Below are 22,384 nucleotides of genomic sequence, written 5' to 3'. Positions count from 1 at the left end.
CGCGCGGCGCGGAAGAAAGTGGACGGCCTGTAATGATCATAGGCCGAATAGCAAAAGCCGCCGCACCGTAGCGGGTGCGGCGGCAGTTATTTATAGATCAGAAGTTGACCGACACCCGCACACCATATGTGCGCGGTGCGCCGAACTGGAAGTTGTAGATGTCGTCCGGGCCTGCCGCAATGTAGCTGGCGAAAGCGAGTGGACGTTCATTTTCCAGATTGCGGACGAAGGCCTGCACGCCGAATTTCCCGTTCTCCGGCTTATATTCCAAGCTCAAATCGCTCTGTGTGTAGGCCGTTTGGCGCGAGTCGTTGTAATTGAAGAAGCTCGTGAAGTAATCGCTTTTGAAGCGCGAGAAAGCATTGGCAGTGATAGTTCCGGCAGAACCCATATCAAAAATATGCTCATAACCAACGCCGATGACGAATTTCGGCGTCTGGGCCAGGCGGTTGCCAGCCAGATCGGGGTTGTCGGCGATCAGCAGAGACGTCTGGTTCGGATTGGCCGGGTTCAGTACCGCATAAGATGCGATGAACTCGTCATATTTTGCGTATAGATAGTTGAACGTCGCATTGAAACGGTCGTTGTCCGACAACTGTATGACGGCTTCCGCCTCGACACCATAAATCGTCGCTTTACCCGAATTGAAGGTCTGTGCGCCCAACGCGGCATCCAGCAGGACGTCGTTCTGAAGATCCTTATAGTCGTAGTAGAAGCCTGCGATATTGAACTGGTGTCGCGAGCCGGGACCGAAGTTGAGCTTCATGCCACCTTCGTAAGCCGTGTTGGTTTCCGGCTTGAAAGTGCCGACAGCATCGAAGCCGCCTGCCTTGTAGCCGGTGGACATTTTGCCATAGATCAACGTGTCGGCATTGGGTTTGTAGTTCAAGCCGACCAGATAGTTGAAGCGGTCACCCTTGTAGCGCAGATTGAGTGGGCTGGCCGCAGGGGCCGTAATCTCGACCAGTCCGGAATTGAACCGGAAGCCATAATTATTAAACACCGCATGGCGCTTGTCCTTGGTGTAGCGCAGCCCGCCCACGGCTGTCAGCGTTTCGGTTAACGGAACTTCGACCTGACCAAATGCCGACCAGCTCTCACTAGTCGTCGGCCGCCGGAAATAATTTATGTAGCTGCCGTTTGCGCCGATGAAGGGATTGTACAGTCCGGTGTCGGTTTCCTGCTTTTCGTTGAAGTAGAAAATGCCGGTCTGCCACTGAATGCCGCCAGCATCCCCATTCAGGCGAAGCTCATGGCTGTGCGTCTTGACGCCGCTGCCCCAATTTTTGCTGACATAGGCGGGACCGAGGCCCAACTGACCGTCGGTGTGGGTGGTGCGATAACCACCGGTGTAGGTCAGGGTCGCCGGGCCGAATTCATAGGCCAAGCGACCTCGAATGGCATCGGACTGCAGATTGAAGATACCCAGGCCCGTCAGTGGCGCATCATAGGTGTTGCGATTGATTTTGGCGAGGAAAGAGGTGTTTTGCGGAATGCACTGGACGCCGGGTGTGGTCGGCCCAACCTCAACATAGCCGTTCAACTCACAGTTTGCGCCGGGCGCGTTGCCCGGAAGGTTCATATTAGCGTATGCCTGCGAAGCGGGAATGATTTTCTGTTCCGCATGTTCGTAGGTCGCGTCGATGGTCAGCCCGTCCGTCGGCGTCAGGCGGAGGGTGGCGCGGGCACCCCAGGTATGATCATCGCCGCTGCGATTTCCCGTGCGTGCAGTGAACTGCGGCAGGTCCAGGAATGTGTTGTTGTGCTTGTTGTAGCCGTCACGATCGGAATAGATGCCGGCAACGCGGATAGCGCCGATGTCACCAAGGGGTACGTCGACGCCGCCCTGAGCGATTACCTGATTATAATTGCCATAGGTCGCCGATGCATTGACGCCAAAATCTTTGCCGGGCTTTCGCGTGATGAAGTTGACTGCACCGCCAGTCGAGTTGCGGCCATACAGCGTACCTTGCGGGCCACGCAGCACTTCAACACGCTCCATATCGAAAGTCGCAGCATTCAGGATCGTTGGGCGATTGATATATTCGCCATCGATATTGACGGCTATCGACTGGTCCTGGCTTTCCCCGTTGCTCAACGTACCGACGCCGCGCACGGTAACGCGGGTCGCGGTCGTGTCGCTCGTAATCTGGAGTGACGGTGAGATTTTTTCGACAGACGCAACGTCGGTTACCCCCGCTGCGGCAAGCTGATCGCCTGATATCACGGAAATCGCGATCGGCACATCCTGCACCGACTGCTGACGATTTTGCGCCGTGACGATGATGTCGGCACTTCCTGGGGCGGTGTCGGTGCTTGCAGATGCCGCTGCGGACTGCTGAACCTCGTCAGCCGCATATGCTGTCATCGATCCGCCAGATGCCGTCATGGCCAAAGCCGAGACGCTCAGAAAAAGCTTCATGCTATCCTCCCCATTTTACCGGCTGGCTTTGCCAGCGCTTCGAATAACAATAATCATTCTAATTTAGAATCGGCGCAAGCGTCAAGAGGTTTCCATCATGGAAAATATGCACCGAGAGTGTCAGTCTGATCCCTGCGCTTTGATCCGGTCTATGGCTTTGTGATCGAGCGGGCGGATCATGACGTTGCGGAACATGACCTCGGCCCATTCCATTTCCAGCGCAATGCGGCCTCTGGTGAGGGGGACTTTGTTACCGCTTGCGTCTGTCTTGAGCATCTTGAAGATCGTATTGACGATGCGACCATTGACCAGATGCGCCGCCTGATCGTCAAAGGCATAGAGATCGACACGGTTCCACTCGTCCAGTCGTTCATACCCCCCAGTGTGCTTGTGCCACTGACGACTGTATATCCCGGCTCTTACGGGTGTTTGATAGTCGGATGGAAAGGCCGGAATCCAGTTGGGCCAAAGCGGCGTGCCACCCAGCGATGGTCCCTGAAGACCCAAGGTGTTGACCATGATCGCATCGCCGACGTCGCCCTCCTCCAACTGGAACTCTACGCAATCGGGAAACAGACGATCGGTTTCCGGACCCATATGATAGAGGATGCCGCTATTGCGCCGTTGCAATTTGCGCGGCGGCCAGCGTGTTTCGCCATAGCGAAAATCAAGCCGGAGATGGTAATTCTCCCATTCGGCGACGGTTGAGATGTGGCCGGGGGGAGCGGTCGTCCCTTTATAGCTTGGCGGCAGGAAATGCAGGATCCCTCCCTTGTCGATCGAGACAGTTCCCAACTTGTCAACGTCGCCGACCCCTTCCTGATAGAAACGCAAACCGTCGAGGGACTTGCCGTCGAACAGCGGTCGCCAGCCGGTTTCTGCTTCCGCTGCCTTGGTCGACAGGGGCAATAGCGACGACAGCGCCAGACAAGCCGAATTGGCGATTAATTCCCGGCGGTTCATGGTCTTTCCTCTCATTCTCGGGATTGCATGGCGTTACGGTCAGTCAGCCAGCCCCATGACGCGGCGGTTCAGGAAGCGATCTGCGCCACCTGCTGCGAAATCGTCAAAGGCATGTTCGGTTACCGGGATGATGTGGCGCTGGATGAAGGGAGCGCCCTCCGCCGCACCGACTTCGGGATGTTTCAGCGCGCATTCCCATTCCAGCACGGCCCATCCGGGGAAATTATAGTGCGCCATTTTCGAGAAGATGGCGGGAAAATCGACCTGTCCGTCGCCCAGGGAGCGGAATCGGCCGGGCCGGTCGACCCAGGATTGATAGCCGCCATAGACGCCCGACCGGCCCGAGGGACGGAACTCGGCATCCTTCACATGGAAGCATTTGATGCGATCGTGATAGATGTCGATGAAGGCCAGATAGTCGAGCTGTTGCAGCACGAAATGGCTGGGATCGTAAAGGATGTTGGCGCGGGCGTGATTGCCGACGCGATCGAGGAACATCTCGAATGTGATGCCGTCGTGCAGATCCTCGCCCGGATGAATCTCGAACGCGGCATCGACGCCATTGTCCTCGAATATGTCGAGAATAGGCTTCCAGCGCCGGGCTAGTTCGTCAAACGCATCCTCGACCAGCCCCGCCGGACGCTGCGGCCAGGGATAGACATAGGGCCAAGCCAGTGCGCCGGAGAATGTCGCATGGGCGGTGAGGCCAAGGCGCTGGCTGGCGCGGGCGGCCATCTTGACCTGATCGACCGCCCACGCTTGTCGCGCAGCCGGATTGCCACGCACTTCCGGTGCGGCGAAGGCGTCGAACTGCGCATCATAGGCAGGGTGAACCGCGACAAGCTGGCCTTGCAAATGCGTGGACAGTTCGGTGATCGTCAGGCCGTGCGCGGCAAGGGTGCCCTTGACCTCATCGCAATAATCCTGGCTATCGGCGGCTTTGGCCAGGTCGAACAGTCGCGCTTCCCAGCTGGGGATCTGCACCCCCTTGTATCCCAACCCTGCAACCCAGCGCGCGATAGAATCAAGGCTGTTGAAAGGGGCCGTATCCCCTGCAAACTGTGCCAGGAAAATGGCCGGTCCTTTGATCGTCTTCATATCATTCTCCGGGAATCAGGAGGGGAACCCAACCGGCCTGGCGCGCGCTAGCTTCGACGGCGGTAGCGATAAAGGCCATGGACCGAACGCCTTCGTCTATGCCGGGCAAAAGCGGCGCGGGTTCGCCACGCAGCAGGCGCGCGAAGTCAGTGTAGAGATTGGCAAATGCCTCCAGATAGCCTTCGGGGTGGCCGCCCGGCGTGCGCGTCGCGGCGCGCGCGTCCGGGCCAAGCGCTGCGTCTCCCGCCTGAATGATCTCGGTTCGTCCGTCACTATGGTGCAGGGTCAGCGCATTGGGCGTTTCCTGTCGCCAGTCCAGCCCGCCGTTTTCACCATAGACACGAATGTGCAGGCCGTTGCGTTCGCCGACCGCGATTTGCGACGCCATCAGCACCCCGCGCGCGCCATTGTCGAAGCGCAGCAGCACGGTGCAGTCGTCGTCCAGCGCCCGGCCCGGCACGACGGCGGCCAGATCGGCGAACAGTTCGGTAACCGACAGGCCGGTGACAAACTCGGCAAGGTGAAAGGCATGGACGCCGATATCGCCGATGCAGCCGCCAAGGCCGGACCGCGCCGGATCGACGCGCCACTCCGCCTGCTTGCCGCTGGCTTCGCCCGCCAGCCATCCTTGTGGATATTCGACCACGACCTTGCGGATTTTGCCCAAGGCTCCGGCGGCGATGCGCGCGCGGGCTTCGCGTACCAGCGGATAGCCAGAATAGGTATAGGTCAGCGCATAGGGCTGGCCCGATGCGCGGACCAGACGGCGCAGTTCCAGCGCTTCGTCCAGCGTGGCGGTGGCGGGCTTGTCGCTCATGACCGGCAATCCGGCGGCCAGCGCGGCCTTCGCGGCGGGCAGGTGCAGGTGATTGGGTGTGACGATGGAGAGAAAGGCGATGCCATCGTCGCGCGCGGCTTCGGCGGCGAGCATAGCGTCGAGATCGGCATAGGCACGCGCCGGATCGATACGATAACGCTCGCCTGCATCGCGCGAACGGGCGGCGTTGCTGCTAAATGCGCCTGCCGCCAGGGCGATCTCCCCGTCCAGTTCGGCGGCGATGCGGTGGACCGGGCCGATGAAGGCACCGGGTCCGCCGCCAACCATGCCCATGCGTAGCTTCGTCATCCCCGTCCTCCTGTTATGGTGCCGCCGCCGTGACGCGCTGGTCTATTGTTCCAAAAATGTTGCCCGGCACCTCCATCTGGATGCGATCGCCGTAATGCAGGAATGGCGTCACAGGCGCGCCGCCTTCCATCATCTCGATCGCACGCCGTTCGGACAGGCAACTGGAACCGACCTTTGCATAATCGGCGTTGGAAACGGTGCCAGATCCGATGATGGTTCCGGCGACCAGATCGCGGGTGCGGGCGGCATGGGCAATAAGGTCGTGGAAGCCGAACGCCATTTCGCGCCCGTGCGGGTGGCCGAACCATTCGCCGTTGACCGTGACGTGCAGCGGCAGGTGGACCCGGCCATCCTGCCAGGCGTCGCCCAGTTCGTCGGGCGTGACCGCAAAGGGGGCGACCGAGCAGGCGGGCTTGGCCTGCACCCAGCCGAAGCCGGTTTTCATTTCGACCGGCGCGATCGCGCGCAGCGACCAGTCGTTGATCTGAACGATCAATCTGACATGGGCCATCGCGTCCTCGGCGGTCACGCCCATCGGCACCGCGCCGGTGATGATGCCGAACTCGCCTTCGAAATCGATACCATCGGCCTCGCTGGGGAATGGCACATCCTGCGTCGCTGTCAAAAAGCGATCCGACAGACCCTGATACATGAGTGGCCTGTCCATCTCGATCGGCGGCAGTTTGAACGCCTTCTGCATAAGGTCGGCATGCTGCGGAAAAGCCGACCCGTCGAGCCATTGCCAGGCGCGGGGCAGGGGCGCGAGCAGGCGTTCATGATCGAGCGCCTCACTATCCCCCTGTTCAACCCGTTCGGCCAGAATATGCAGCGCCGGTTCGACCGTTGCCCATTGCTCGATCGCCTGTTGCAGCGTGTCCGCTATGCCGGTCGCAGGTAGGCAGCGCGTCGCGTCGCGGGAGATGACGACCAGTTCGCCGTCAGGACGAGAGTTGGATAATGTGGCCAGGCGCATGTTTACTCTTCGATGATGGCGACGGCGCGGGTCCAGCCCGCCGACGCGCCCTTGATCTTGTGGGGGAAGCAACTGACGGTGAAGCGTTTGCCGGGCAGCACTTCCAGATTGTGCAGCTTCTCCAGATGGCAATAACCGATGTCGCGGCCCGCCTTATGCCCTTCCCAGATCAGCGACGTGTCGCCCGTCTCCTCGACCTTCTGCGCTGTGTAGCTGAACGGCGCATCCCAGCTCCAGGCATCGGTGCCGGTCACGCGCACGCCGCGCGTGGTAAGATACATGGTTGCCTCATAGCCCATGCCGCAGCCGACATTGACGAAGTCCGGTCGCCCCAGCGCCTTGCCCGCCGCCGTGTTCACCAGCACGATGTCAAGCGGCTGGAGGTCGTGGCCGATTCGCGCGAGTTCCGCCTCTACATCGGCAGCGGTCACGACATAGCCGTCGGGGAAATGCCGGAAATCCAGCTTCACGCCCGGACGAAAGCACCAGTCGAGCGGCACTTCGTCGATCGTGATCGCCCGTTCCCCGCCATTCATGGTCGGCGAAAAATGATAGGGCGCATCCAGATGGGTGCCATTATGCGTGGTCAGCGTCACCCATTCCGCCGCCGCAAAGCCTTCGCCGCCCGGCGTCTGTTCCGCCGTCACGCCGGGGAAGAAGTGCTGCAACTCCTTCACCGTGTCCTGATGCGTTTCATAAGTGATCTTGGGCCGCATGAAGGGCGGATCGGAAACGACGTCGTTTTCCAGCGTGATCGACAGGTCTATGAATTGGCGGCCCATATCTGCTCTCCCTAGGCCGTCCGGCCGCCGAGCGTTTCGGCGAACCAGTCCGAAATCAGATCGCGACCATAGGCCATATTGTCCGCGCCGACATGCTCCACGCCGCCTTCGCGGGGCGTGAAGATGACCTTCTCGCGGCGGGGTGAGTTGACGAGCTGGTCGTAAAGATCGTCGGCATAGGCGACGCTGATCTGGCGGTCGTTGGCGCCATGGGTGACGAGGAACGGCACCTGGATGCGGTCCATATGGCCGTTGAGGTTCATCGCCTCGGAACGGGCGAGGAAATCGTTCTGATCGCTCGCGCCGAAGGCCCAATGGACATGCGCCCAATAATGGGGGACGGGGTTCTCCCCCTCGTGCGCCATGCGCTTGTCCTGCACTTCGCGCCAATTATGGTTCGCGCCCCAGACCGCGCCGCTGGCGAAGCGCGGTTCATAGGCGACCGCGCGCGGCGCGAAATGGCCGCCCAGCGATATGCCGGTCATACCGATCGCCTTGGGGTCTACTTCGGGTTGCTGTTCCAGCCAGTCGACAGCCTTGCTCGCCCAACTCTCCGAATGCGGATCGACAAGGAGATTCTGAAGGCGCAGCGCCTCGCCCGATCCGGGCTGATCGACGCACAGGGTCGAAATGCCACGGCGCGCCAGTTCCTGCGGCAGTCGCGTCCAGTAGAGCAGTTCCTTGCAGCTATCGAGGCCGTTGCAGAAGACGACGACCGGCTTCTTCCCTTCACCGGGCGCGCGCGTGAACAGCGCGGGCATGGTGCCCTGCTCAAGCGGGATTTCGACCCGCTCGCGGTTGATCGCGCCCAGTGCGGTCGATCGGTCGAACGCTGCCCGCGCCTTTGCATAGGTCGCCTCGCGCCCCGGCGCGCCATGGCCCTGCATCCGCTCGGCCGTGATGAGGTAGAGCGATGCGCGCTCCAGCTTGTTCGAGGCGGAGAAATGGCGGCCCTTGGCCTCATCCTCTGCGGCCAGATCGAGCAGCTTCTCGCCCGTCGCCGCCCACGCCTTCATGAACATCGGCGTACCGGCGTCGGCACCGCCATCCGCCGCGTCCTTGATCGGCTTGCACATGTCGATGATTTCGCCGAGCTGCGCGCCGCTCTCCATCGCGATCGCGACCGACAGGTTCCAGATATAATTGGGGAAATATTCGAACAGGGCCATGAATTACACCTCCACCGCCTCGAACAACCCCTTGTCGGGTTCGGGGTGCGGCATCGTCTGGGGGCCGCCGACACCGATGCCCCACTGGTCCATCACCTTGGGGCCGGGGATATGGATCTTCGCCTCGTGGCTTTCGAAATCCACATATTCCAGCTCGGACGTATATTCGACTGCGAAGCCGGCGGGCGTTGTGAAATAGCTGAACGTGTTGTTGCCAGCCGTGTGCCGCCCCGGACCCCAACGGATATCGGTGCCCTTCTGCTTGAGCCGGTTGACGCCCACCATCATGTCGTCGACGCTCAACATGTCATAGGCGACATGGTTGAGGCAGGGCGGTCCGGGCAGGATGGCGAGGCGATGATGCGCGTCGTTGCAGCGCAGGAAGCACATGAAATCGCCCAGCCAGTCGCTGATCTTGAAGCCCAGAACGTCGCAGAGCCATTGCACAATCGCCTGATGATCGGGCGAATGCAGCACGATATGGCTGATCTTCTGCGGCACGCCTTCCCACCGGACCAGTTCGCGCGCATCGCGACGGGCGACATCGCTCGAAATCTCGAAGGTCAGGCCGTCGGGGGAGAAGAAGCGGAAGCCATAGCCGCCGCCCAGCGTGTCCAGATCTTTGGGCGCAAAGATGATCCGCGCGCCCGAGGCTGCGACCTTGTCATGCAGCGCATTGACATCGCCGCGGCTGTCCGCGGCCAGCGCAATCACGTCGATGCGCTTCTCGGCTGCTGCGCGCAGTCGCACGACATAGCCCTCTTCCCCGCCATCGGCCGCGAAATAGACCATGCCATCCTTCTCGCCGGCCTCGACCAGTTTCCACTGGTCGGCATAGAAGGCCCGCTCGGCCGCCAGATCGGTGACGGCATAGCCGACATAACGGATTTCAGTAACGCGGCTCATGCGATTTGCTCCGACACGGAAAGAGAAAGATCAAAGGCGGCATCGGCTGCGGAACGGCCGACGAAGAGGTTGGGAGAAGCGATGTCGCACCAGCCGTCGTTCCAATATTGCAGACGGCGTTTGGGAACCGCGATGGTCAGGTCGCTGCGTTCGCCTGCTTCGAGATGTGCCTTGGCAAAGCCGACCAGCGCCAATTCCGGTTCTCGGCGATAGACCTGGACAACATGACTGCCGGGCCGATCGGATCGGTTCTCCACCGACGCCTTGACGATGTAGCCGTCGCCATCCGGTCGTATATCGGCGGAGAGCAGTGCGATGTCGGCATAGCCGAAACCAGCGCCCAGCGTGTGCCGGGGATTGGCCATCCCGCGATAACCCGGCTGCGTTCCCTCACGGTAAATCAGGTCGCCGTTGGCGTCGGGTGTCAGCGACAAGGCAGGATAGTCCGCCTCCTGCCGCGCGATCGACACCGGCATCCGCCCGCCCGGTTCGCTGTCCCCCGCCAGAACCTGCGCGATGGCGTTGCCAAAGCCTTCGCCCGGATACCAGGCGACGAGCAGGGCTGCGGCCTTGTCTTCCCAGCTTGTATCGAAGGCATGGCCGACATTGGCGACGATTGCGGTGCGTGGGTTGGCCGCCGTGATAGCCTCGATCAGCGCAATCTGTTCTTCGGGCAAATGGGTGTCGCTGCGGTCCTTGCTTTCCACACTGGCGTCGGACGTTTCACCGACGATCAGGACGACGGCATCGGCCTGACTTGCCAAAGCAACCGCGCGGGCCAGCATCGCTTCGGGCGAATCCGGGCGACGGATGCCATACCACAGGCCATGCACCCGAGCGGAATCGTAGGTGAACTCGACCTCGATCGCATAATCCACACCAGCCTTTAACGCCATCGGTGCCTGACGGGCATCGCCGCTCTTGAGCTTGCCCATCACATCGGACGACGGGATGGCTTCCTGTTGTGCGATCAGGTCGACGCCGTCGATGCGCAAGATGACCGGACCAGTCGCGCCGACATAGAAGATATGATCGCCGTCATCCTCCGCATGGAAAATGCCGCGTGCGACAATGCGGGCCGGCCGGTCGAGCGCGGCGACATCATCATGGACACCCGTGAACCAGACGAGCGAGTTGACGTCGCGGGTTTCGCTGGCGATCAGGCGTGCGTCCTCAGCCTGTCCGTCATAATAATCGACGGTCATCCCATTGATATAGCCATCGCCCAGATCGCGCGCCGGGCTGACCGGCATGGATGGGAGGCGCGGCTGGGGATCGACGCCCGGTTCGTAATCCACGCGGGCATGGTCGGCGAAGCGGGCGATGATCGCCTCCAGCGGACGGACGGTGTCGGGCGCGGCGGCAATCTTCGCGAAGGTGCCGCCCTGATAACAGGGAGCCGCCGCGTTGGGACCGATGATGGCGATATGCCGGTCGCGTTCGGGCGCCAGCGGTAGCAGGTCGCCTTCGTTGCGCAGCAGGACAAACCCGGCGGCAGCGGCCTCCACGAGCAGATCGCTGGCGGCCTTGCCCGTGATCGGGGTGTTCTTCTCGCCCTTGAACCGGAGTGCCGCGCGCGCGACGCGTGACGCAGCATCGGTCACCCGATCTGCGCTGATATGGCCTTGCGCAACCGCTTCGACCGCCTTGGCCCCAAGGAAACGGGCTGGCCCCGGCATTTCCAGATCCAGCCCGGCGTTCAGTGTTGCCACAGTGGAATGCGTGCCGAACCAGTCGCTCATCAACACGCCGGGAAAGCGCCATTCGCCCTTTACGATCGTGGTCATGACATGATGCTGTTCCGCGCACCAGTCGCCGTTCAGGTGGTTGTAGGCGACGAGCATCCCGCCGACGCCCGCGTCCGCGCACAGTTCGAACGGCAACAGATAGATTTCGCGCAACGTCCGTTCGTCCACGACAGCATTCATGCTGTCGCGGTCAGTTTCGCTGTCGTTGCAGACCAGATGCTTGGCGACCGAAGCGGTTCCGGTCGTTTGCAGGCCCGTTGCCCATGCCGCGCCGAGTATGCCGGCCAGCAGCGGTTCCTCCGAAAAATATTCGAAGGCGCGACCGGCGAGCGGGCTACGGGCAAGGTTGATGTTGGGTGCCAGGACCATGTCCACGCTCATGCGGATCGCTTCGCCGCCAACCAGCGCGCCGATGCGCTGGTTCAGTTCCACGTCCCAGCTTGCGCCTAGAGCAGTGGGGCAGGGGCTAAGAAGGGCTATGTCACGTTCGTCCACGCGACCACTGGCGATCCCCATCGGGCCGTCTGCCATCGCCAGCGACGGGATGTTCGCCTCCTCATAGCCCAAGGTGGTCCACATGGTCGCGCCGGCGCTCATCGCCAGGCGCTGGTTCAGGGTCAAGGTCACGCTATCGGTCATGATGCTGGTTCCATGGAAAAATACATGATCTGCTGCGCCTGCGCGCGGACCGCCCGTGCGATGCCTTCATCGCTCAGCGTGCCGTCCGGTCCGAACGGACGTTGTTCAACGGAATTTACGGCCACGCCGACCGGGGTCGGCCATCCGCGCATCGCATGAATCACGTCGCGCAGCGCGGAAAGGGTGGTGCCGCATGCCTGCCAACCGGCTGCCGTTACGACCAGACCGACCGGGCATCCGTCGAAATAGACGCGGTCGTCGGAACGCAGATCCTCCAGCAGGTCGACCGCGTTCTTTACCAGACCCGAATAGCCGCCATGATAGCCGGGGCTGCCGATGACGATGCCGTCGGCATTGCGAACGGCATCGACGAGCGCTGTTTCCTCATCCGAACGGCCAGGCTGTTCGGGGCTGTAATGCGGCAGCCGGGCAAGGGCGGGACCATCGAACATGATCGTTTGCGCGCCCATCGCCTCGCACTCCGCCAGAACGGCGCGCACGAGCCGTTCGCTGGAGGACGCCTGACGGAAGGTGCCGCCAAGGCCGACGATCCGCTTGGCGCGGGGCGAGGAAGAACCCGACATATCGCACTCCTTTTATAGAATGGCGCGGCCTTCTGATGGGCCGCGCTCATCATCAACTCATTCGGCGGGTTCGGTCGCCTTGAACGCGGGCATCACCTTTTCCGACAGCAGGCGCAACGTCTGGTCGCCCAGACGCAACCGTTCTTCCGTCAGCGGTCCGGTCGTCGTGCCGCACAGGATGTTGCCGATCCCCAGTTCCTCATAGGGCTTGAGATGCTCGACAATCGTTTCGGGTGAACCGTAAAGGCACCATGTGCCGATCCAGTCCTCGGTTAGGGCATTGGGTGTGCGATCGGTCTTCTTGTTCGCGGAATCGGATTCCGCGCGCGCGTTGAATTCGGCCTCTCGTTCGATCGCGTCCTGGTAGGAACGCAATATCACTTCCAGTTCCTCGCGCGCCTGCCCGTCGGTTTCGGCGACATGGACACATTGGTAGGTATGGGTTGTCCAATCGAGCGCACTGGCGATGACTTCCGGCGAATGGCCAGCCTCGTCCAGCATCTGGCGATAGACGCTGAAATATTTGGCGACATGCTTCATCGGTTCGGTGCCGCCGATCTGGGGCGGAGTGAAGGCGGGAATGAAGGCGGGCCAGCCATTTTCGGCGGCGCGACGGGCACTGGCTTCTTTCATGGCGACGGGCATCAGGCGGGCGTGGCGGGGCGAATATTGCGCCGGTGCGATGCGCTGAAGCACGCGGCCCTTGTGCGGACCATTGTCGATCTCGATCGCCGGATCTTCCATAGCCTTGGCCCAGAGTTGCTCGGCAAGGGCGAGGTTGTTCTCCGAAACCTGGCCGGCTTCCTTGTAGTTGACGCCAAAGCCGATCATCTCTTCGGGCGTCGTGCCGCTGCCGACGCCCACCAGCAGCTTCCCATCGGTCAACTGGTCGAGAATGTTGATCCTCTCGACGAAGCGCACGGGATGGTGTAACGGCACGGAGACGACGGAGAAGCCGAAATGCATTCGTGGCAGCTTGGCGGCCAGATAGGACGCGAACATGAAGCTGTCGGACGCGATCGGCATATAGCCGTTGAAATGATGGTCCGGCATGAAGATCGCGTCGAAGCCCAGTTTTTCGGCCTGGGTGGCGTGCGCGGTCAGATCCTGGATCAACTTGCGATCCTCTTCGGCAGCCATCGAACGAGCGTTCAGAAACACAGAAAAGCGCATTATCCCCTCCATCGCTGCCCTTTGGCGCACTTTTGACAGCTTATTTACATTCTCGGCCAAAGCCGTCAGACTAAGGCTCAATTAGAACCAATGTTCTCATTATTGATAAGGTCAACATGCCCCCAGTGTCAACCGCCAAGTCGAAGAATGATTCTATTTCCAGCCCGGCAGAGGCCAGTCGCGTACCTCAGCAGGGGCGTAGTCGCGCCTCCTATGAGCGCATGCTGAAGGCTGCCGAAAAGCTGATGGTGAAGCGTGGAAATGATGATTTCACGCTGACTGAAGTGGCCAAGGCGGGCAAAGTTTCGATCGGGTCGATCTATCTGCGGTTCGACAGCAAGGATGATCTTATCCGTGCCGTACATGGTCGCGTTCTCGCCGAAATCGGTGAGGAGCAAGATGCGCTGATGAAAAACATCAGCGACAAGGCCGTCAGTCTTGACGAATTCGCGCAGCTCTTTGTCGATTCCTATGCGGAATTGCTCAAGCGCTATAGCCCGGTCCTGCGCCCCATCATGTTCCGGGCCATTTACGATGACTCTATTTCTGCGCTCGGTCGCAGTTCAGCAGAGAAACTGACGGAGCAGGCCGAAACGCAGATGTTGCGCTACTCCAGCGAATTTGGCCGCCCCGACCATAATCGCCTCGTCGGCAATGCCTTCAGGATGATCTATTACACGCTCGCGCGGTTTCTGGGCCTCGGATCGTCACCGGAAGCGGCCAATCAGGGCAATTGGGACGAGCTGAAGGAAGATTTGGCGATCATGTGTGCAGCTTTCCTGCGCGCGCCCGCGCCCTGATGCGACGGTGCGTTAGCCGCCGGATGCGGTGAAGCGCAGTCCGGCACCATAAAAGCGCACCACGCCTGGACCATCCACCTGCACGCACAGCTGGAAACCAAATCGCGTCTCGATGACCGGAGCGACCGGCAGGTCGGTGCGCAGTCGGTTCGATGCAGGGTAGAATTGCCGCCACAATTCCGGTGGATCGAACGGTTCCGGCGTGCCCGTCAGCGGTGTGTTGGGTTCGCACACATGCTGGCGATGCATACCACCATGATGCACGCAGACCCAACTGATGCAGGCGCCTTCTTCGGTTTCCCAGAGCAGCGAGACTTGATCGACTACGCCGCCTGTCGGTAGCTGGAACGGGAAGTGGAACCAGACCTTGCGTTCCGGGCGGACACGAAAACTGGACGAAAAGCCGCGATGAAAGCCGCCGCCGTTCGACCAGTCCTTATCGTCCACGACATCCAGCCAGTCAGGCCCGCTTTCCTGAAGCTGGACAGCCGCCGGGGCGAGCCATAGTTCCTGCGTCATGCCCATGATGGTTCGCGATCCTCACGCCATTTGATGCTGCATCCGGCGCTTGCGCGTTGGGGTTGGGGGGCAGGGCGTCCGGCAAGGAGCGCATCGACGGCCACGCGCATGTCATCGCCCGTCACGGGCAGGTCGGTGCGCAGCGGCGGCAAGCCGGGGACCGGCGGTCGATCGATCTTGGGCCTGCTGGAATCGAACTGGCCTGCATAGAAGAGCGTGCGATCCGGCCCGAACAGGAAAAAATCCGGCGTGCAGATCGCGCCATAAGCCAGCGCGACATCCTGATTTTCGTCGTGAAGATAGGGAAAGGTCAGGCCATGGTCCGTTACGAACTGCGCCATATGGGCGACATCATCCTCCGCATATTCGCCCGGGTCATTGGACGAAATGGCTACCGTCGCTAGGCCACGCGGCGCATAGTCCTTTGCGAAAGATGCAAACTGCTCGATCAGGTGCAGCACGAAGGGGCAATGGTTGCAGATGAACGCCACAAGCAAGGCAGGCGAGCCGGAAAAATCATCCAGCGTCGTGATCCGGCCATTTGTATCGGGCAAAGCAAAAGGATGAGCCCGTGATCCCAGCCCTTCCATACGTGACATTCGGAGCATGTTCGTCCTTTCCCCCTCAGAAGTGGCGATGCCTCAACGTTGTCCCAACAGTTTGTTGACGGTCAGCCAGTTCTTGAACCCCTCAATCCAGCCGTTGCTGGTCGTGTCTGGGCGGCCCAGTCCGAAGCCATGGCCACCATTCTGGTACAGATGGAACTCGACCGGGCGCTTTGCCTGCAACCAGCCATCGATCAGGCCGAAACCCTGACTGGCGAAGAAATGATCGTCCGCTGCCAGCACCGCATACATGGGCGGCGCATCGGCGGGCACCTCGCGCGTCGTCAGGCGGCCGTAGATCGGCGCGATGAAGGCAGGGCGTTCGCCCGGCTTTGCGCTCAGCGTCGTGACGATTGTCGTAAAGGCGCCGGCGGAAAAACCCATCATGCCGACACGGGCGGGATCTATCCGCCATTCCTTTGCCCGCGACCGAACCAGAGCAAGCGCGGCCAGTCCATCGTCGCGCGCATAGGCTGGCGTGTCTTGTGGTGGGCGCACGCCGGTCGGCTTGCCACTGAAGGCAGCCCTCAACTCGGTCGTGTAGACACCAAAGTCTGCGGGCGTAGGCACAAGCCGATATTTGAGAACGAAGGCCGCAATGCCATGATCGGCCAGCCAGCGCGCAACGGCAAAGCCCTCCGTTTCCATGGCGAGGCCAAGGAAGCCGCCGCCCGGTGCGACGATGACGGCGGTGCCGGTCGCTTTATCCGGGCTTGGCAGGAAAGGGGTCAGGGTCGCGGCCGATACGTTGCGCACGTTCAACTCGCCATTCATCAAAAACCAGTTTTCTGCCGGAACATCGGGAGCTTGCGGCCCCGTGCGCAAGGGAATCTCATTAGCCTGAGAGGGAGGTGATGTGGGTGCGAAACTGAATTTCTGCACCGCATTTTCCGCCTGCGCCTGGGCGATCTGCGGTACGGCGCAAAGCAAGGCCAGCGTCATGCAGGCCGAACGCCATGATGGACGTCGGATCATCTCTCTCTCCCTTTTATGATTTTTCGCGCCCAACCCGCATGGGGTGCGCAAGTCGGCATGGCGGCGTCGTGCGCCGCCATGCCGTTCACAGATCAGGCCGCGAGTTGCAGTTCGCGACTCGTTTTGGTCGTGGGAACGAAGGGCAGATAGGACACGCGCATCCGCACCGCGATATCGATCTTGTGCGCGCCGGGCGTCAGGCCGCCGGGACGCTTGACGATCACCGTCGCCTTCTCGCCGAAGTTCCAACGATCGTCATAGACGGTCTCCAACTCGTCCAGCGTCCAGCTACGGCCACGGACCGAAAAGCGAACGTCCTCGCGCGCTACCGGTTCACCATCGACGCCAAGGCCGATATCCTCGATCATCGAAAGGCCAAGGCCACGGTAATAGGGCAGGCGGGCAAGCAGCGAAAAGCCGGTCGTCTCGCCATTTTCGACGATATTTTCAAGGCCTTCGTCACACAGCATCATCTTGTCGAACATGGTCGTATTTCCTCAGGCTGCGATAGCGGTGGGGGTGGGTTCGCCAATCAGGCCTTTCAGCATTTCCTGCTGACGGCGGACCTGTTCGACGGAATCGACCTCATACGCATCCTCGATCCAGCGATTGCCTTCATATTCGGAGCAGATATAGCCCTTGTAGCCGCCCTGCTTGAGCACCTTGACGATCTCGTCATAGGGGATCGAAGGCTCGACCAGATTTTCGTCCATCTGGTAGAATTTGCCATGGACGTTGTGGATGCGGTGCATGAAGTCAAGCATCCGCTTCGGCTCGTACGCGGCATTATGGCGCAGCGTTTCGGCCATGCCCAGCGACGGACCTTCGCCACCCATCTCGCGCACGTTCAGGATCACATATTCGGACAGCACGCGGTCCTCATAGGCGGTCTCGATATAGTCGGCGATCTTCTGCGGCACCCCGTTGCGGATGAAGCGTTCCTTCCACACGGGCGGGAACTTGAACAGGAACATGCCCATGTCGGGCAGGAAGCCCAGCGCGTCCGATCCCGATTTCTCGAAGGCTTCGGCGTGACGGATGATCCAGGGATGGTCGAAATGCAGCGGCGCGTGCACTTCGATCAGGATCTTGATGTCCTTTTCTTCGGCATAGGGCGCGGCCGCGACCAGAACTTCCGGGGCGATCGACACGAGCGCACGGATATATTTCATGCCCAAACGCGCGCCGAAGTCGATGTCCTTCTTCACGCTGGCGACCTGCTCGTCAAAGGCCATCATCGTGCCCTTGTAACGCTTATAATCGAGCATGAAGTCATGGCTGACGGCGGTCGCGTCATACTTTTTGATGAGCGCATGCCATTCGTCGATCTTCGTTTCATCGACAGTCGCTTCGGGCCAGCCCCAAAAGGTCTGTTCGCCGATGATTTCGATGCCCAGCGCGCCCATGTCGGCGCAGGTCTTGAAACAATCCTCAAGGCTCATCTTGCCCTGAAAGGTCTCGTGCTGGAAGCTGTAGAGGCTGACGCCCCGTTTGATGTCGATTGTCATAAATTACTCCGCTGGAGCGATGGAGGGGGCCGGGGTGTGTGTCGAACGCACCAGTCCGATGATGAAGGCGGCAATGACGCCTACCAGACCCGCTGCAAGGAAGGCGCCCTGCATGGTTCCGACGAGATTTTCGGCCTGGTGCACCAGCCAGGGACTGGAGAACTGACCGAAGAAGAAACAGGCGGTCCATATACCCATGCCACGACCACGATGTTCGAAGGGCAACATGCTTTGCGCCCAGAGGATGATCGTGGCGACGGCCATGCCCGCGCCTGTCTGTTGCACGATGAGCGCCGCGGTCAGCCAGCGCCAGTCGGGCGCCAGCCCGATGCCCGCGAGCCCAACGCCGAGCAGGCCGAAGACAGTGGCGAGCTTCACCTTGTGGGACATATTGCCCATCAGACGGAAGATCAGCGCGCCCAGAATGACGAACAGGCTGGGAATGGCGGTCAATTGGCCGATACGCGCCGGGTCCATGACGCCGACTTCGCGCCAGGCCAGTGAGCCGCTGATGATGAATACATAATAAAGTGCCGATGCGACCAGCGTCACGACCCCGATCAGCGCGATCGATGCGGTAGGGAAGCGTGTGGCGGGCGCTTTTTCCTTTTGCGTGATATCGGCGATGGTGGCGCCATCGGCGCGACGCGGTTCGTGCAACCAGGCGATCATCGCAAGAAAGATCGGAAACGCGACGGCATAGACCAGAAAGATGCTGTTCCAGCGGATCGAGGACGCCGCGCCAGAGAGCAGGATGACCCCGGACGCCAGAAAGGGACCGCAGACGCCTTGCAGAAAGAGCCAGTCCTTGCGGCCACGATCGTCCCAATAATCGGCGATCAATGTGTTGACGCTGGTCAGGATCGCCGCTTCCGCGACGCCCAATAGCAATCGGCAAACGATCAGCGCGTTAAGACCGTCGAGGAAGAAAGGGGCGGTGCCGACGACACCGTAAAGCAGCGTCGCGCCGATCAGCAGGCGGCGGCGGCCGAAGCGATCCACGAAGAAGCCCGCGAAAGGCGCAATCAGCGCGATGGTGAGGCCGGGCGCAGACACCATCATCGGCACTTTCCACCGGGCGTCAGGATCGCCAGCAAAATGGTCGATGATGGCCGGGATGGCGGGAAACATCGATACGATCGCGAATACCGGCAAGAAGCCGGCAGCAACGATGGTGATCCCTTGCGGAACCAGCGTGAGGCGTCGGAAAAAATCGATCAATGAACGCACCGCGCTTCGGCTCCTCTACATCGGACGACTCATAGTCATCTCTAATTAGAACTATTATTCGTTTATTGATAACATCGGGCGCTGTCAACCTGCTCGATCCGGCATGGTTATGCAAAGATCACCTGAGACAATGAAGCTCCCCTGCGCAGCGCTTGCGCCGTGGTCAATCCGATCATTCCGTGGGATAATCCTTGGCCTCTTCCGGGACAGGCAGTGTGACCTTGCCCGTTGCCGCCCATTCCGTTCCGCGCAGGATCAACGACTGAAGGCCGGCAAAATGCAGCGAAACCTCGTCGTGGCCGAGCGTCATGGAAAAGACGCGGCCTTTGCCATAATCGGCGGTCCATACCTGTGGATGGTCGGCGTCCATGCCTTTCATCGCCTTTAGCTTTTCGGGCGTGTAGGCGGCGACCGGATATTTGGGGCCGGTCAGCTTCGGATTATAGCTGGCCGAAGTGTCACGCGCGGTTGCCAGAACGTGTATCTTCGCGTCCGGGTCCATCCGCATGTTCGTGTACATGTCGTCATTTCAGATACTGGTCGGACCTTCTCGACGGAATTGCAGCCGCTGAATCAACAGAAAAGCGGATTGATTCCATGGGCTTGCTTCAAAATTCACAAAAGTGCGAAAGGACCGGATTCGCCTCAGTTAGACGGGATTGGACACCTCTTTTATCGCGATTTTATCGCGGTCTATTAGGTGCGATCGTTGTCGAAAGAAGTGCGTCATGAGCAGAAAGAAACTTACGCCGGCAGCGCTCGATTCTCTGGCGCATGGAGCAATGAATGATCCCGTAACGTCGGGGCTCTCAGTCAAGGTTCTCTCCAGTGGAAAAAAGGTCTGGAAATACATGCGTTGGGTCCCCAGCAAAAATGGGTTTCTGAGGCGTACTCTTGGATCGTATCCGGCATTTTCGATTGCCGATGCCAGAACGTGGGCGAATGACATAAATAGGATCATTGATGAAGGGGAGATCCCAGAGACATTTGGCATCAGGAAAATAAGTTAAAAAATATGACCGTAAGGGATGCCCATGTATTATATATGCAGGCGGCAAATGAAGGGAGATGTTCAAGTAAAAATGTCATTTGTAGACCAATAACCATAAAAACAAAGTTGGATATATTTAAAAGAGATATTTCTTCAAAAATAGGAAAGAGATTGATACATGATATCGTAGAGGATGATTTAGTGAAAATCGTAGAGAAAAAAGGGAATTGCGCAAAAGTTGCTGCAAATCGTTTGTCAGCAGAATTAGTGACGTTCTTTAAATGGGCGGCATCTTTGCGAGGTCAGGAGGTTGGCCTCTCTGCTGATCCATCTCATCGCCTGAAGGATTTGCGGTTTCCGGAGAAACCTAGATCGCGAAATTTGACTGTCTCTGAGATGGAATGGTTATTGCAAGCCCTTGTGGAAGAGAGAGTTGAGTTCCGTAGAGGAATTTTGCTTCTGCTTTTGACCGCAACCAGATTTTCAGAGGTGCTATTTGCGAAGACTGAGGAGCTTCAGGATGGAGTGTGGACCATTCCCGCGGAACGCTCCAAAAATAGATGCGCTCACAGTATTGCTCTAGGACCTTGGGCAAAGCGACTATTTCGTTCAGGTTCAGATTGGCTGTTCCCCGCTGCTTTGGCAGAACGTCCCTGCAGGCAAACGTGGCGACTCGCATGGGACAGAGTGGTCAACCGCATGATTTTCATGGCAGACAGCAAGTTTACTCGGATAACTCCACACGATCTCCGCCGTACTTTTCGAACAAATTCCAGGAAAATTGGGATCGACTTCGAAACGGCTGAAGCGATGTTGAACCATTCAAAAGACATTCTTGTACGCACATATGACCAATACGACATGGAGTCGGAGAAGGCGCTGGGCTTTAGACTTTGGGAAGATGAAGTTCTACGCATTGCGCGACGCTGTGGGGTAGATGAAGCGTTGGAAGCGCCACCTGAAGGCATAGCCGAAGAACTGTCACCACAGCGCTCTGCTCTCGAGCCAAGCTTGGACCTCTGATAGCCGGAAACGGGGGCAGCGACGATATTTATTGTCCCCGGTTCCCAGTTCGAATTCGCGGGGAAAGTTCTCCGGTCGACGTCTACGCAATCTATCGATTTGACGGCGGGATAGTCGGGCGAGACGTGCAAACTCGGCGACCGTTATCATCTGCGAGGAGAAACCGATGGCACCGCTTTGGGGAATGTGCCGACGATGTGAGGCCTGGAGAGCTTCACCCATGTGAAACCCCGCATTGTTTGCAGCAGTGGATCATACAAACCAAGCTCCTTGTCTTGGTCTGCCCGCGCAGCAAATAATATCAGTCTTCTCCTCATCTGCAACACCTAATCAGATGAATGCTTCCGGGCGATATTGGAAGTTTGAGGCTTGTTAAGTTATCAATAATCTGGCTCAGGTGAACATCGATGCCTGATTAAAAGCCACGGTTCTCCGTGACTTTTGATAGTTCGATCGGCTTAGATGATAAGCGCAAGTGAAATCGCGGTAAAATTCGTGATAAACGAGTCATGCATTCACAGAGGTCCGGCGTTCAGATCAAAGCGACAAAGGATTTCGAAACTAGGGCGGCGAGTGAATCTGGGTTGCGATGATATGATCGACCAAATCATCGGTATCCATATGACCGACATAAAATCGCTGGAGCCGTCCTTCGATGAGCAGTAGCGCCGTGCCATGAATGGCCCCCCAGCTTGATAGCAATCGGGCGCGAATAGTCTCCTCATCCTGTTCCGGGGAGAGCTGGGCAATTGCCGTTTCCAAGGTTAGGAAGCTGACCATTCCCTCGATAGAGCGAGAGTCGCGCCCATATTCAGAGACAAACATCAGTCGAAACATCTGTGGTTGCGCGAGCGCAGAACGAAAAAAGAAACGGAAGAAGGCGTCCGTCCGCTGCTTGGGCGGGGTTTGCTCGATGATCGTTTTTATCTCTTCGTTCCATCTGTCGAAGCTTCGCTTCGCGAGGCTGCGAAGTAGAAATTCTCGGTTTCGGAAGTGCCGATAGGCCGCGCTTGGCTGCACGCCAACGCCGTCTGTCAACGATTGCATCGTGAGGTTTTCAAAGCCACCCGCCTCGATAAGGCGTTCCGCTAGTTCAATCAGCGCCGCCTTAAGATTGCCGTGATGATAGGCTGTTTTCTTCTCAGACATA

At 59.5% G+C, this 22,384-nt stretch carries 22 protein-coding genes; 3 read left to right on the top strand and 19 right to left on the bottom strand.

Annotated elements, in window-relative coordinates; genetic code table 11:
• Window positions 1-97 precede the first annotated feature (97 nt).
• The 11 genes from SBA_RS21415 to SBA_RS21365 all read right to left on the bottom strand — a co-directional run bounded on the left by SBA_RS21415 (window position 98) and on the right by SBA_RS21365 (window position 13,583).
• Window positions 98-2,422 carry a TonB-dependent receptor gene (locus SBA_RS21415; protein ID WP_261936947.1) on the bottom strand — a complete coding sequence of 775 codons (2,325 nt, stop codon included), beginning with the start codon at window positions 2,420-2,422 and terminating at the stop codon, window positions 98-100.
• Between the two features lie 120 nt (window positions 2,423-2,542).
• Window positions 2,543-3,385, bottom strand: a complete 843-nt coding sequence (locus SBA_RS21410; protein ID WP_261936946.1) for a 3-keto-disaccharide hydrolase — start codon at window positions 3,383-3,385, stop codon at window positions 2,543-2,545.
• Window positions 3,386-3,424: 39 nt separating this feature from the next.
• On the bottom strand, window positions 3,425-4,483 hold the full coding sequence (locus SBA_RS21405; RefSeq protein ID WP_261936945.1) for a sugar phosphate isomerase/epimerase family protein: 1,059 nt from the start codon (window positions 4,481-4,483) through the stop codon (window positions 3,425-3,427).
• A gap of 1 nt (window position 4,484) precedes the next feature.
• Window positions 4,485-5,609: a Gfo/Idh/MocA family protein gene (locus tag SBA_RS21400; RefSeq protein WP_261936944.1), complete on the bottom strand. Its 1,125-nt coding sequence runs from the start codon at window positions 5,607-5,609 to the stop codon at window positions 4,485-4,487.
• 13 nt (window positions 5,610-5,622) lie between these two features.
• Window positions 5,623-6,582 (bottom strand): fumarylacetoacetate hydrolase family protein, encoded by a 960-nt coding sequence (locus tag SBA_RS21395; RefSeq protein ID WP_261936943.1) that lies wholly within the window; start codon window positions 6,580-6,582, stop codon window positions 5,623-5,625.
• A gap of 2 nt (window positions 6,583-6,584) precedes the next feature.
• Window positions 6,585-7,364, bottom strand: a complete 780-nt coding sequence (locus SBA_RS21390; RefSeq protein WP_261936942.1) for a cyclase family protein — start codon at window positions 7,362-7,364, stop codon at window positions 6,585-6,587.
• Between the two features lie 11 nt (window positions 7,365-7,375).
• Window positions 7,376-8,533 carry an alpha/beta hydrolase family protein gene (locus SBA_RS21385; RefSeq protein ID WP_261936941.1) on the bottom strand — a complete coding sequence of 386 codons (1,158 nt, stop codon included), beginning with the start codon at window positions 8,531-8,533 and terminating at the stop codon, window positions 7,376-7,378.
• Window positions 8,534-8,536: 3 nt separating this feature from the next.
• Window positions 8,537-9,439, bottom strand: a complete 903-nt coding sequence (locus SBA_RS21380) for a VOC family protein (RefSeq protein ID WP_261936940.1) — start codon at window positions 9,437-9,439, stop codon at window positions 8,537-8,539.
• Window positions 9,436-11,826, bottom strand: coding sequence for a glycoside hydrolase family 3 protein (locus SBA_RS21375; RefSeq protein ID WP_261936939.1), 2,391 nt, complete (start codon window positions 11,824-11,826; stop codon window positions 9,436-9,438). Before SBA_RS21375 ends, SBA_RS21380 begins: the two co-directional genes overlap by 4 nt.
• Window positions 11,823-12,410, bottom strand: a complete 588-nt coding sequence (locus SBA_RS21370; protein ID WP_261936938.1) for an NADPH-dependent FMN reductase — start codon at window positions 12,408-12,410, stop codon at window positions 11,823-11,825. Before SBA_RS21370 ends, SBA_RS21375 begins: the two co-directional genes overlap by 4 nt.
• 57 nt (window positions 12,411-12,467) lie before the next feature.
• On the bottom strand, window positions 12,468-13,583 hold the full coding sequence (locus SBA_RS21365) for an LLM class flavin-dependent oxidoreductase (protein ID WP_261936937.1): 1,116 nt from the start codon (window positions 13,581-13,583) through the stop codon (window positions 12,468-12,470).
• Between the two features lie 221 nt (window positions 13,584-13,804).
• Between SBA_RS21365 and SBA_RS21360 the strand changes: the two genes are divergently transcribed.
• Entirely contained in the window at window positions 13,805-14,383 is a 579-nt protein-coding gene (locus SBA_RS21360) for a TetR/AcrR family transcriptional regulator (protein WP_261936936.1), read from the top strand.
• Window positions 14,384-14,395: 12 nt separating this feature from the next.
• Here SBA_RS21360 and SBA_RS21355 read toward each other — a convergent pair whose 3' ends face one another.
• The 7 genes from SBA_RS21355 to SBA_RS21325 all read right to left on the bottom strand — a co-directional run bounded on the left by SBA_RS21355 (window position 14,396) and on the right by SBA_RS21325 (window position 19,740).
• Window positions 14,396-14,908: a hypothetical protein gene (locus SBA_RS21355; protein ID WP_261936935.1), complete on the bottom strand. Its 513-nt coding sequence runs from the start codon at window positions 14,906-14,908 to the stop codon at window positions 14,396-14,398.
• Window positions 14,899-15,456: a thioredoxin family protein gene (locus SBA_RS21350; protein ID WP_261936934.1), complete on the bottom strand. Its 558-nt coding sequence runs from the start codon at window positions 15,454-15,456 to the stop codon at window positions 14,899-14,901. Before SBA_RS21350 ends, SBA_RS21355 begins: the two co-directional genes overlap by 10 nt.
• A gap of 87 nt (window positions 15,457-15,543) precedes the next feature.
• Window positions 15,544-16,482, bottom strand: a complete 939-nt coding sequence (locus tag SBA_RS21345; protein ID WP_261936933.1) for an alpha/beta hydrolase — start codon at window positions 16,480-16,482, stop codon at window positions 15,544-15,546.
• A gap of 92 nt (window positions 16,483-16,574) precedes the next feature.
• Window positions 16,575-16,967: a C-glycoside deglycosidase beta subunit domain-containing protein gene (locus SBA_RS21340; RefSeq protein ID WP_261936932.1), complete on the bottom strand. Its 393-nt coding sequence runs from the start codon at window positions 16,965-16,967 to the stop codon at window positions 16,575-16,577.
• 12 nt (window positions 16,968-16,979) lie between these two features.
• Entirely contained in the window at window positions 16,980-17,990 is a 1,011-nt protein-coding gene (locus tag SBA_RS21335) for a sugar phosphate isomerase/epimerase family protein (RefSeq protein ID WP_261936931.1), read from the bottom strand.
• Window positions 17,991-17,993: 3 nt separating this feature from the next.
• The gene (locus tag SBA_RS21330) at window positions 17,994-19,220 is read right to left on the bottom strand and encodes an MFS transporter (RefSeq protein ID WP_261936930.1); all 1,227 of its coding nucleotides are present in this window, start codon (window positions 19,218-19,220) and stop codon (window positions 17,994-17,996) included.
• Between the two features lie 172 nt (window positions 19,221-19,392).
• Window positions 19,393-19,740 carry a ThuA domain-containing protein gene (locus SBA_RS21325; protein WP_261936929.1) on the bottom strand — a complete coding sequence of 116 codons (348 nt, stop codon included), beginning with the start codon at window positions 19,738-19,740 and terminating at the stop codon, window positions 19,393-19,395.
• A gap of 208 nt (window positions 19,741-19,948) precedes the next feature.
• Between SBA_RS21325 and SBA_RS25325 the strand changes: the two genes are divergently transcribed.
• Window positions 19,949-20,230: an Arm DNA-binding domain-containing protein gene (locus tag SBA_RS25325; RefSeq protein WP_390902472.1), complete on the top strand. Its 282-nt coding sequence runs from the start codon at window positions 19,949-19,951 to the stop codon at window positions 20,228-20,230.
• Between the two features lie 5 nt (window positions 20,231-20,235).
• Window positions 20,236-21,234 (top strand): tyrosine-type recombinase/integrase, encoded by a 999-nt coding sequence (locus tag SBA_RS21320; protein ID WP_261936928.1) that lies wholly within the window; start codon window positions 20,236-20,238, stop codon window positions 21,232-21,234.
• A 561-nt stretch (window positions 21,235-21,795) separates the two neighbouring features.
• Here SBA_RS21320 and SBA_RS21315 read toward each other — a convergent pair.
• Window positions 21,796-22,383, bottom strand: a complete 588-nt coding sequence (locus SBA_RS21315) for a TetR/AcrR family transcriptional regulator (protein ID WP_261936927.1) — start codon at window positions 22,381-22,383, stop codon at window positions 21,796-21,798.
• Between the last annotated feature and the right edge of the window lies 1 nt (window position 22,384).

Origin of the sequence: Sphingomonas bisphenolicum, from assembly GCF_024349785.1 — a bacterium.
GTDB lineage: Bacteria > Pseudomonadota > Alphaproteobacteria > Sphingomonadales > Sphingomonadaceae > Sphingobium > Sphingobium bisphenolicum.
Note: the sequence above shows the minus strand (reverse complement) of the source record. Positions and strands in the feature narration are given on the sequence as shown.

Bases quoted from the DNA above. Each gene is read 5' to 3' on its own strand.
- SBA_RS21415 (WP_261936947.1), bottom strand. From the start codon at position 2,422: ATGAAGCTTTTTCTGAGCGTCTCGGCTTTGGCCATGACGGCATCTGGC.
- SBA_RS21335 (WP_261936931.1), bottom strand. From the start codon at position 17,990: ATGACAATCGACATCAAACGGGGCGTCAGCCTCTACAGCTTCCAGCAC.
- SBA_RS21400 (WP_261936944.1), bottom strand. From the start codon at position 5,609: ATGACGAAGCTACGCATGGGCATGGTTGGCGGCGGACCCGGTGCCTTC.
- SBA_RS21365 (WP_261936937.1), bottom strand. From the start codon at position 13,583: ATGCGCTTTTCTGTGTTTCTGAACGCTCGTTCGATGGCTGCCGAAGAG.
- SBA_RS21385 (WP_261936941.1), bottom strand. From the start codon at position 8,533: ATGGCCCTGTTCGAATATTTCCCCAATTATATCTGGAACCTGTCGGTC.
- SBA_RS21390 (WP_261936942.1), bottom strand. From the start codon at position 7,364: ATGGGCCGCCAATTCATAGACCTGTCGATCACGCTGGAAAACGACGTC.
- SBA_RS25325 (WP_390902472.1), top strand. From the start codon at position 19,949: ATGAGCAGAAAGAAACTTACGCCGGCAGCGCTCGATTCTCTGGCGCAT.
- SBA_RS21405 (WP_261936945.1), bottom strand. From the start codon at position 4,483: ATGAAGACGATCAAAGGACCGGCCATTTTCCTGGCACAGTTTGCAGGG.
- SBA_RS21315 (WP_261936927.1), bottom strand. From the start codon at position 22,383: ATGTCTGAGAAGAAAACAGCCTATCATCACGGCAATCTTAAGGCGGCG.
- SBA_RS21360 (WP_261936936.1), top strand. From the start codon at position 13,805: ATGCTGAAGGCTGCCGAAAAGCTGATGGTGAAGCGTGGAAATGATGAT.
- SBA_RS21325 (WP_261936929.1), bottom strand. From the start codon at position 19,740: ATGTACACGAACATGCGGATGGACCCGGACGCGAAGATACACGTTCTG.
- SBA_RS21375 (WP_261936939.1), bottom strand. From the start codon at position 11,826: ATGACCGATAGCGTGACCTTGACCCTGAACCAGCGCCTGGCGATGAGC.
- SBA_RS21370 (WP_261936938.1), bottom strand. From the start codon at position 12,410: ATGTCGGGTTCTTCCTCGCCCCGCGCCAAGCGGATCGTCGGCCTTGGC.
- SBA_RS21380 (WP_261936940.1), bottom strand. From the start codon at position 9,439: ATGAGCCGCGTTACTGAAATCCGTTATGTCGGCTATGCCGTCACCGAT.
- SBA_RS21345 (WP_261936933.1), bottom strand. From the start codon at position 16,482: ATGATCCGACGTCCATCATGGCGTTCGGCCTGCATGACGCTGGCCTTG.
- SBA_RS21340 (WP_261936932.1), bottom strand. From the start codon at position 16,967: ATGTTCGACAAGATGATGCTGTGTGACGAAGGCCTTGAAAATATCGTC.
- SBA_RS21355 (WP_261936935.1), bottom strand. From the start codon at position 14,908: ATGGGCATGACGCAGGAACTATGGCTCGCCCCGGCGGCTGTCCAGCTT.
- SBA_RS21410 (WP_261936946.1), bottom strand. From the start codon at position 3,385: ATGAACCGCCGGGAATTAATCGCCAATTCGGCTTGTCTGGCGCTGTCG.
- SBA_RS21320 (WP_261936928.1), top strand. From the start codon at position 20,236: ATGACCGTAAGGGATGCCCATGTATTATATATGCAGGCGGCAAATGAA.
- SBA_RS21395 (WP_261936943.1), bottom strand. From the start codon at position 6,582: ATGCGCCTGGCCACATTATCCAACTCTCGTCCTGACGGCGAACTGGTC.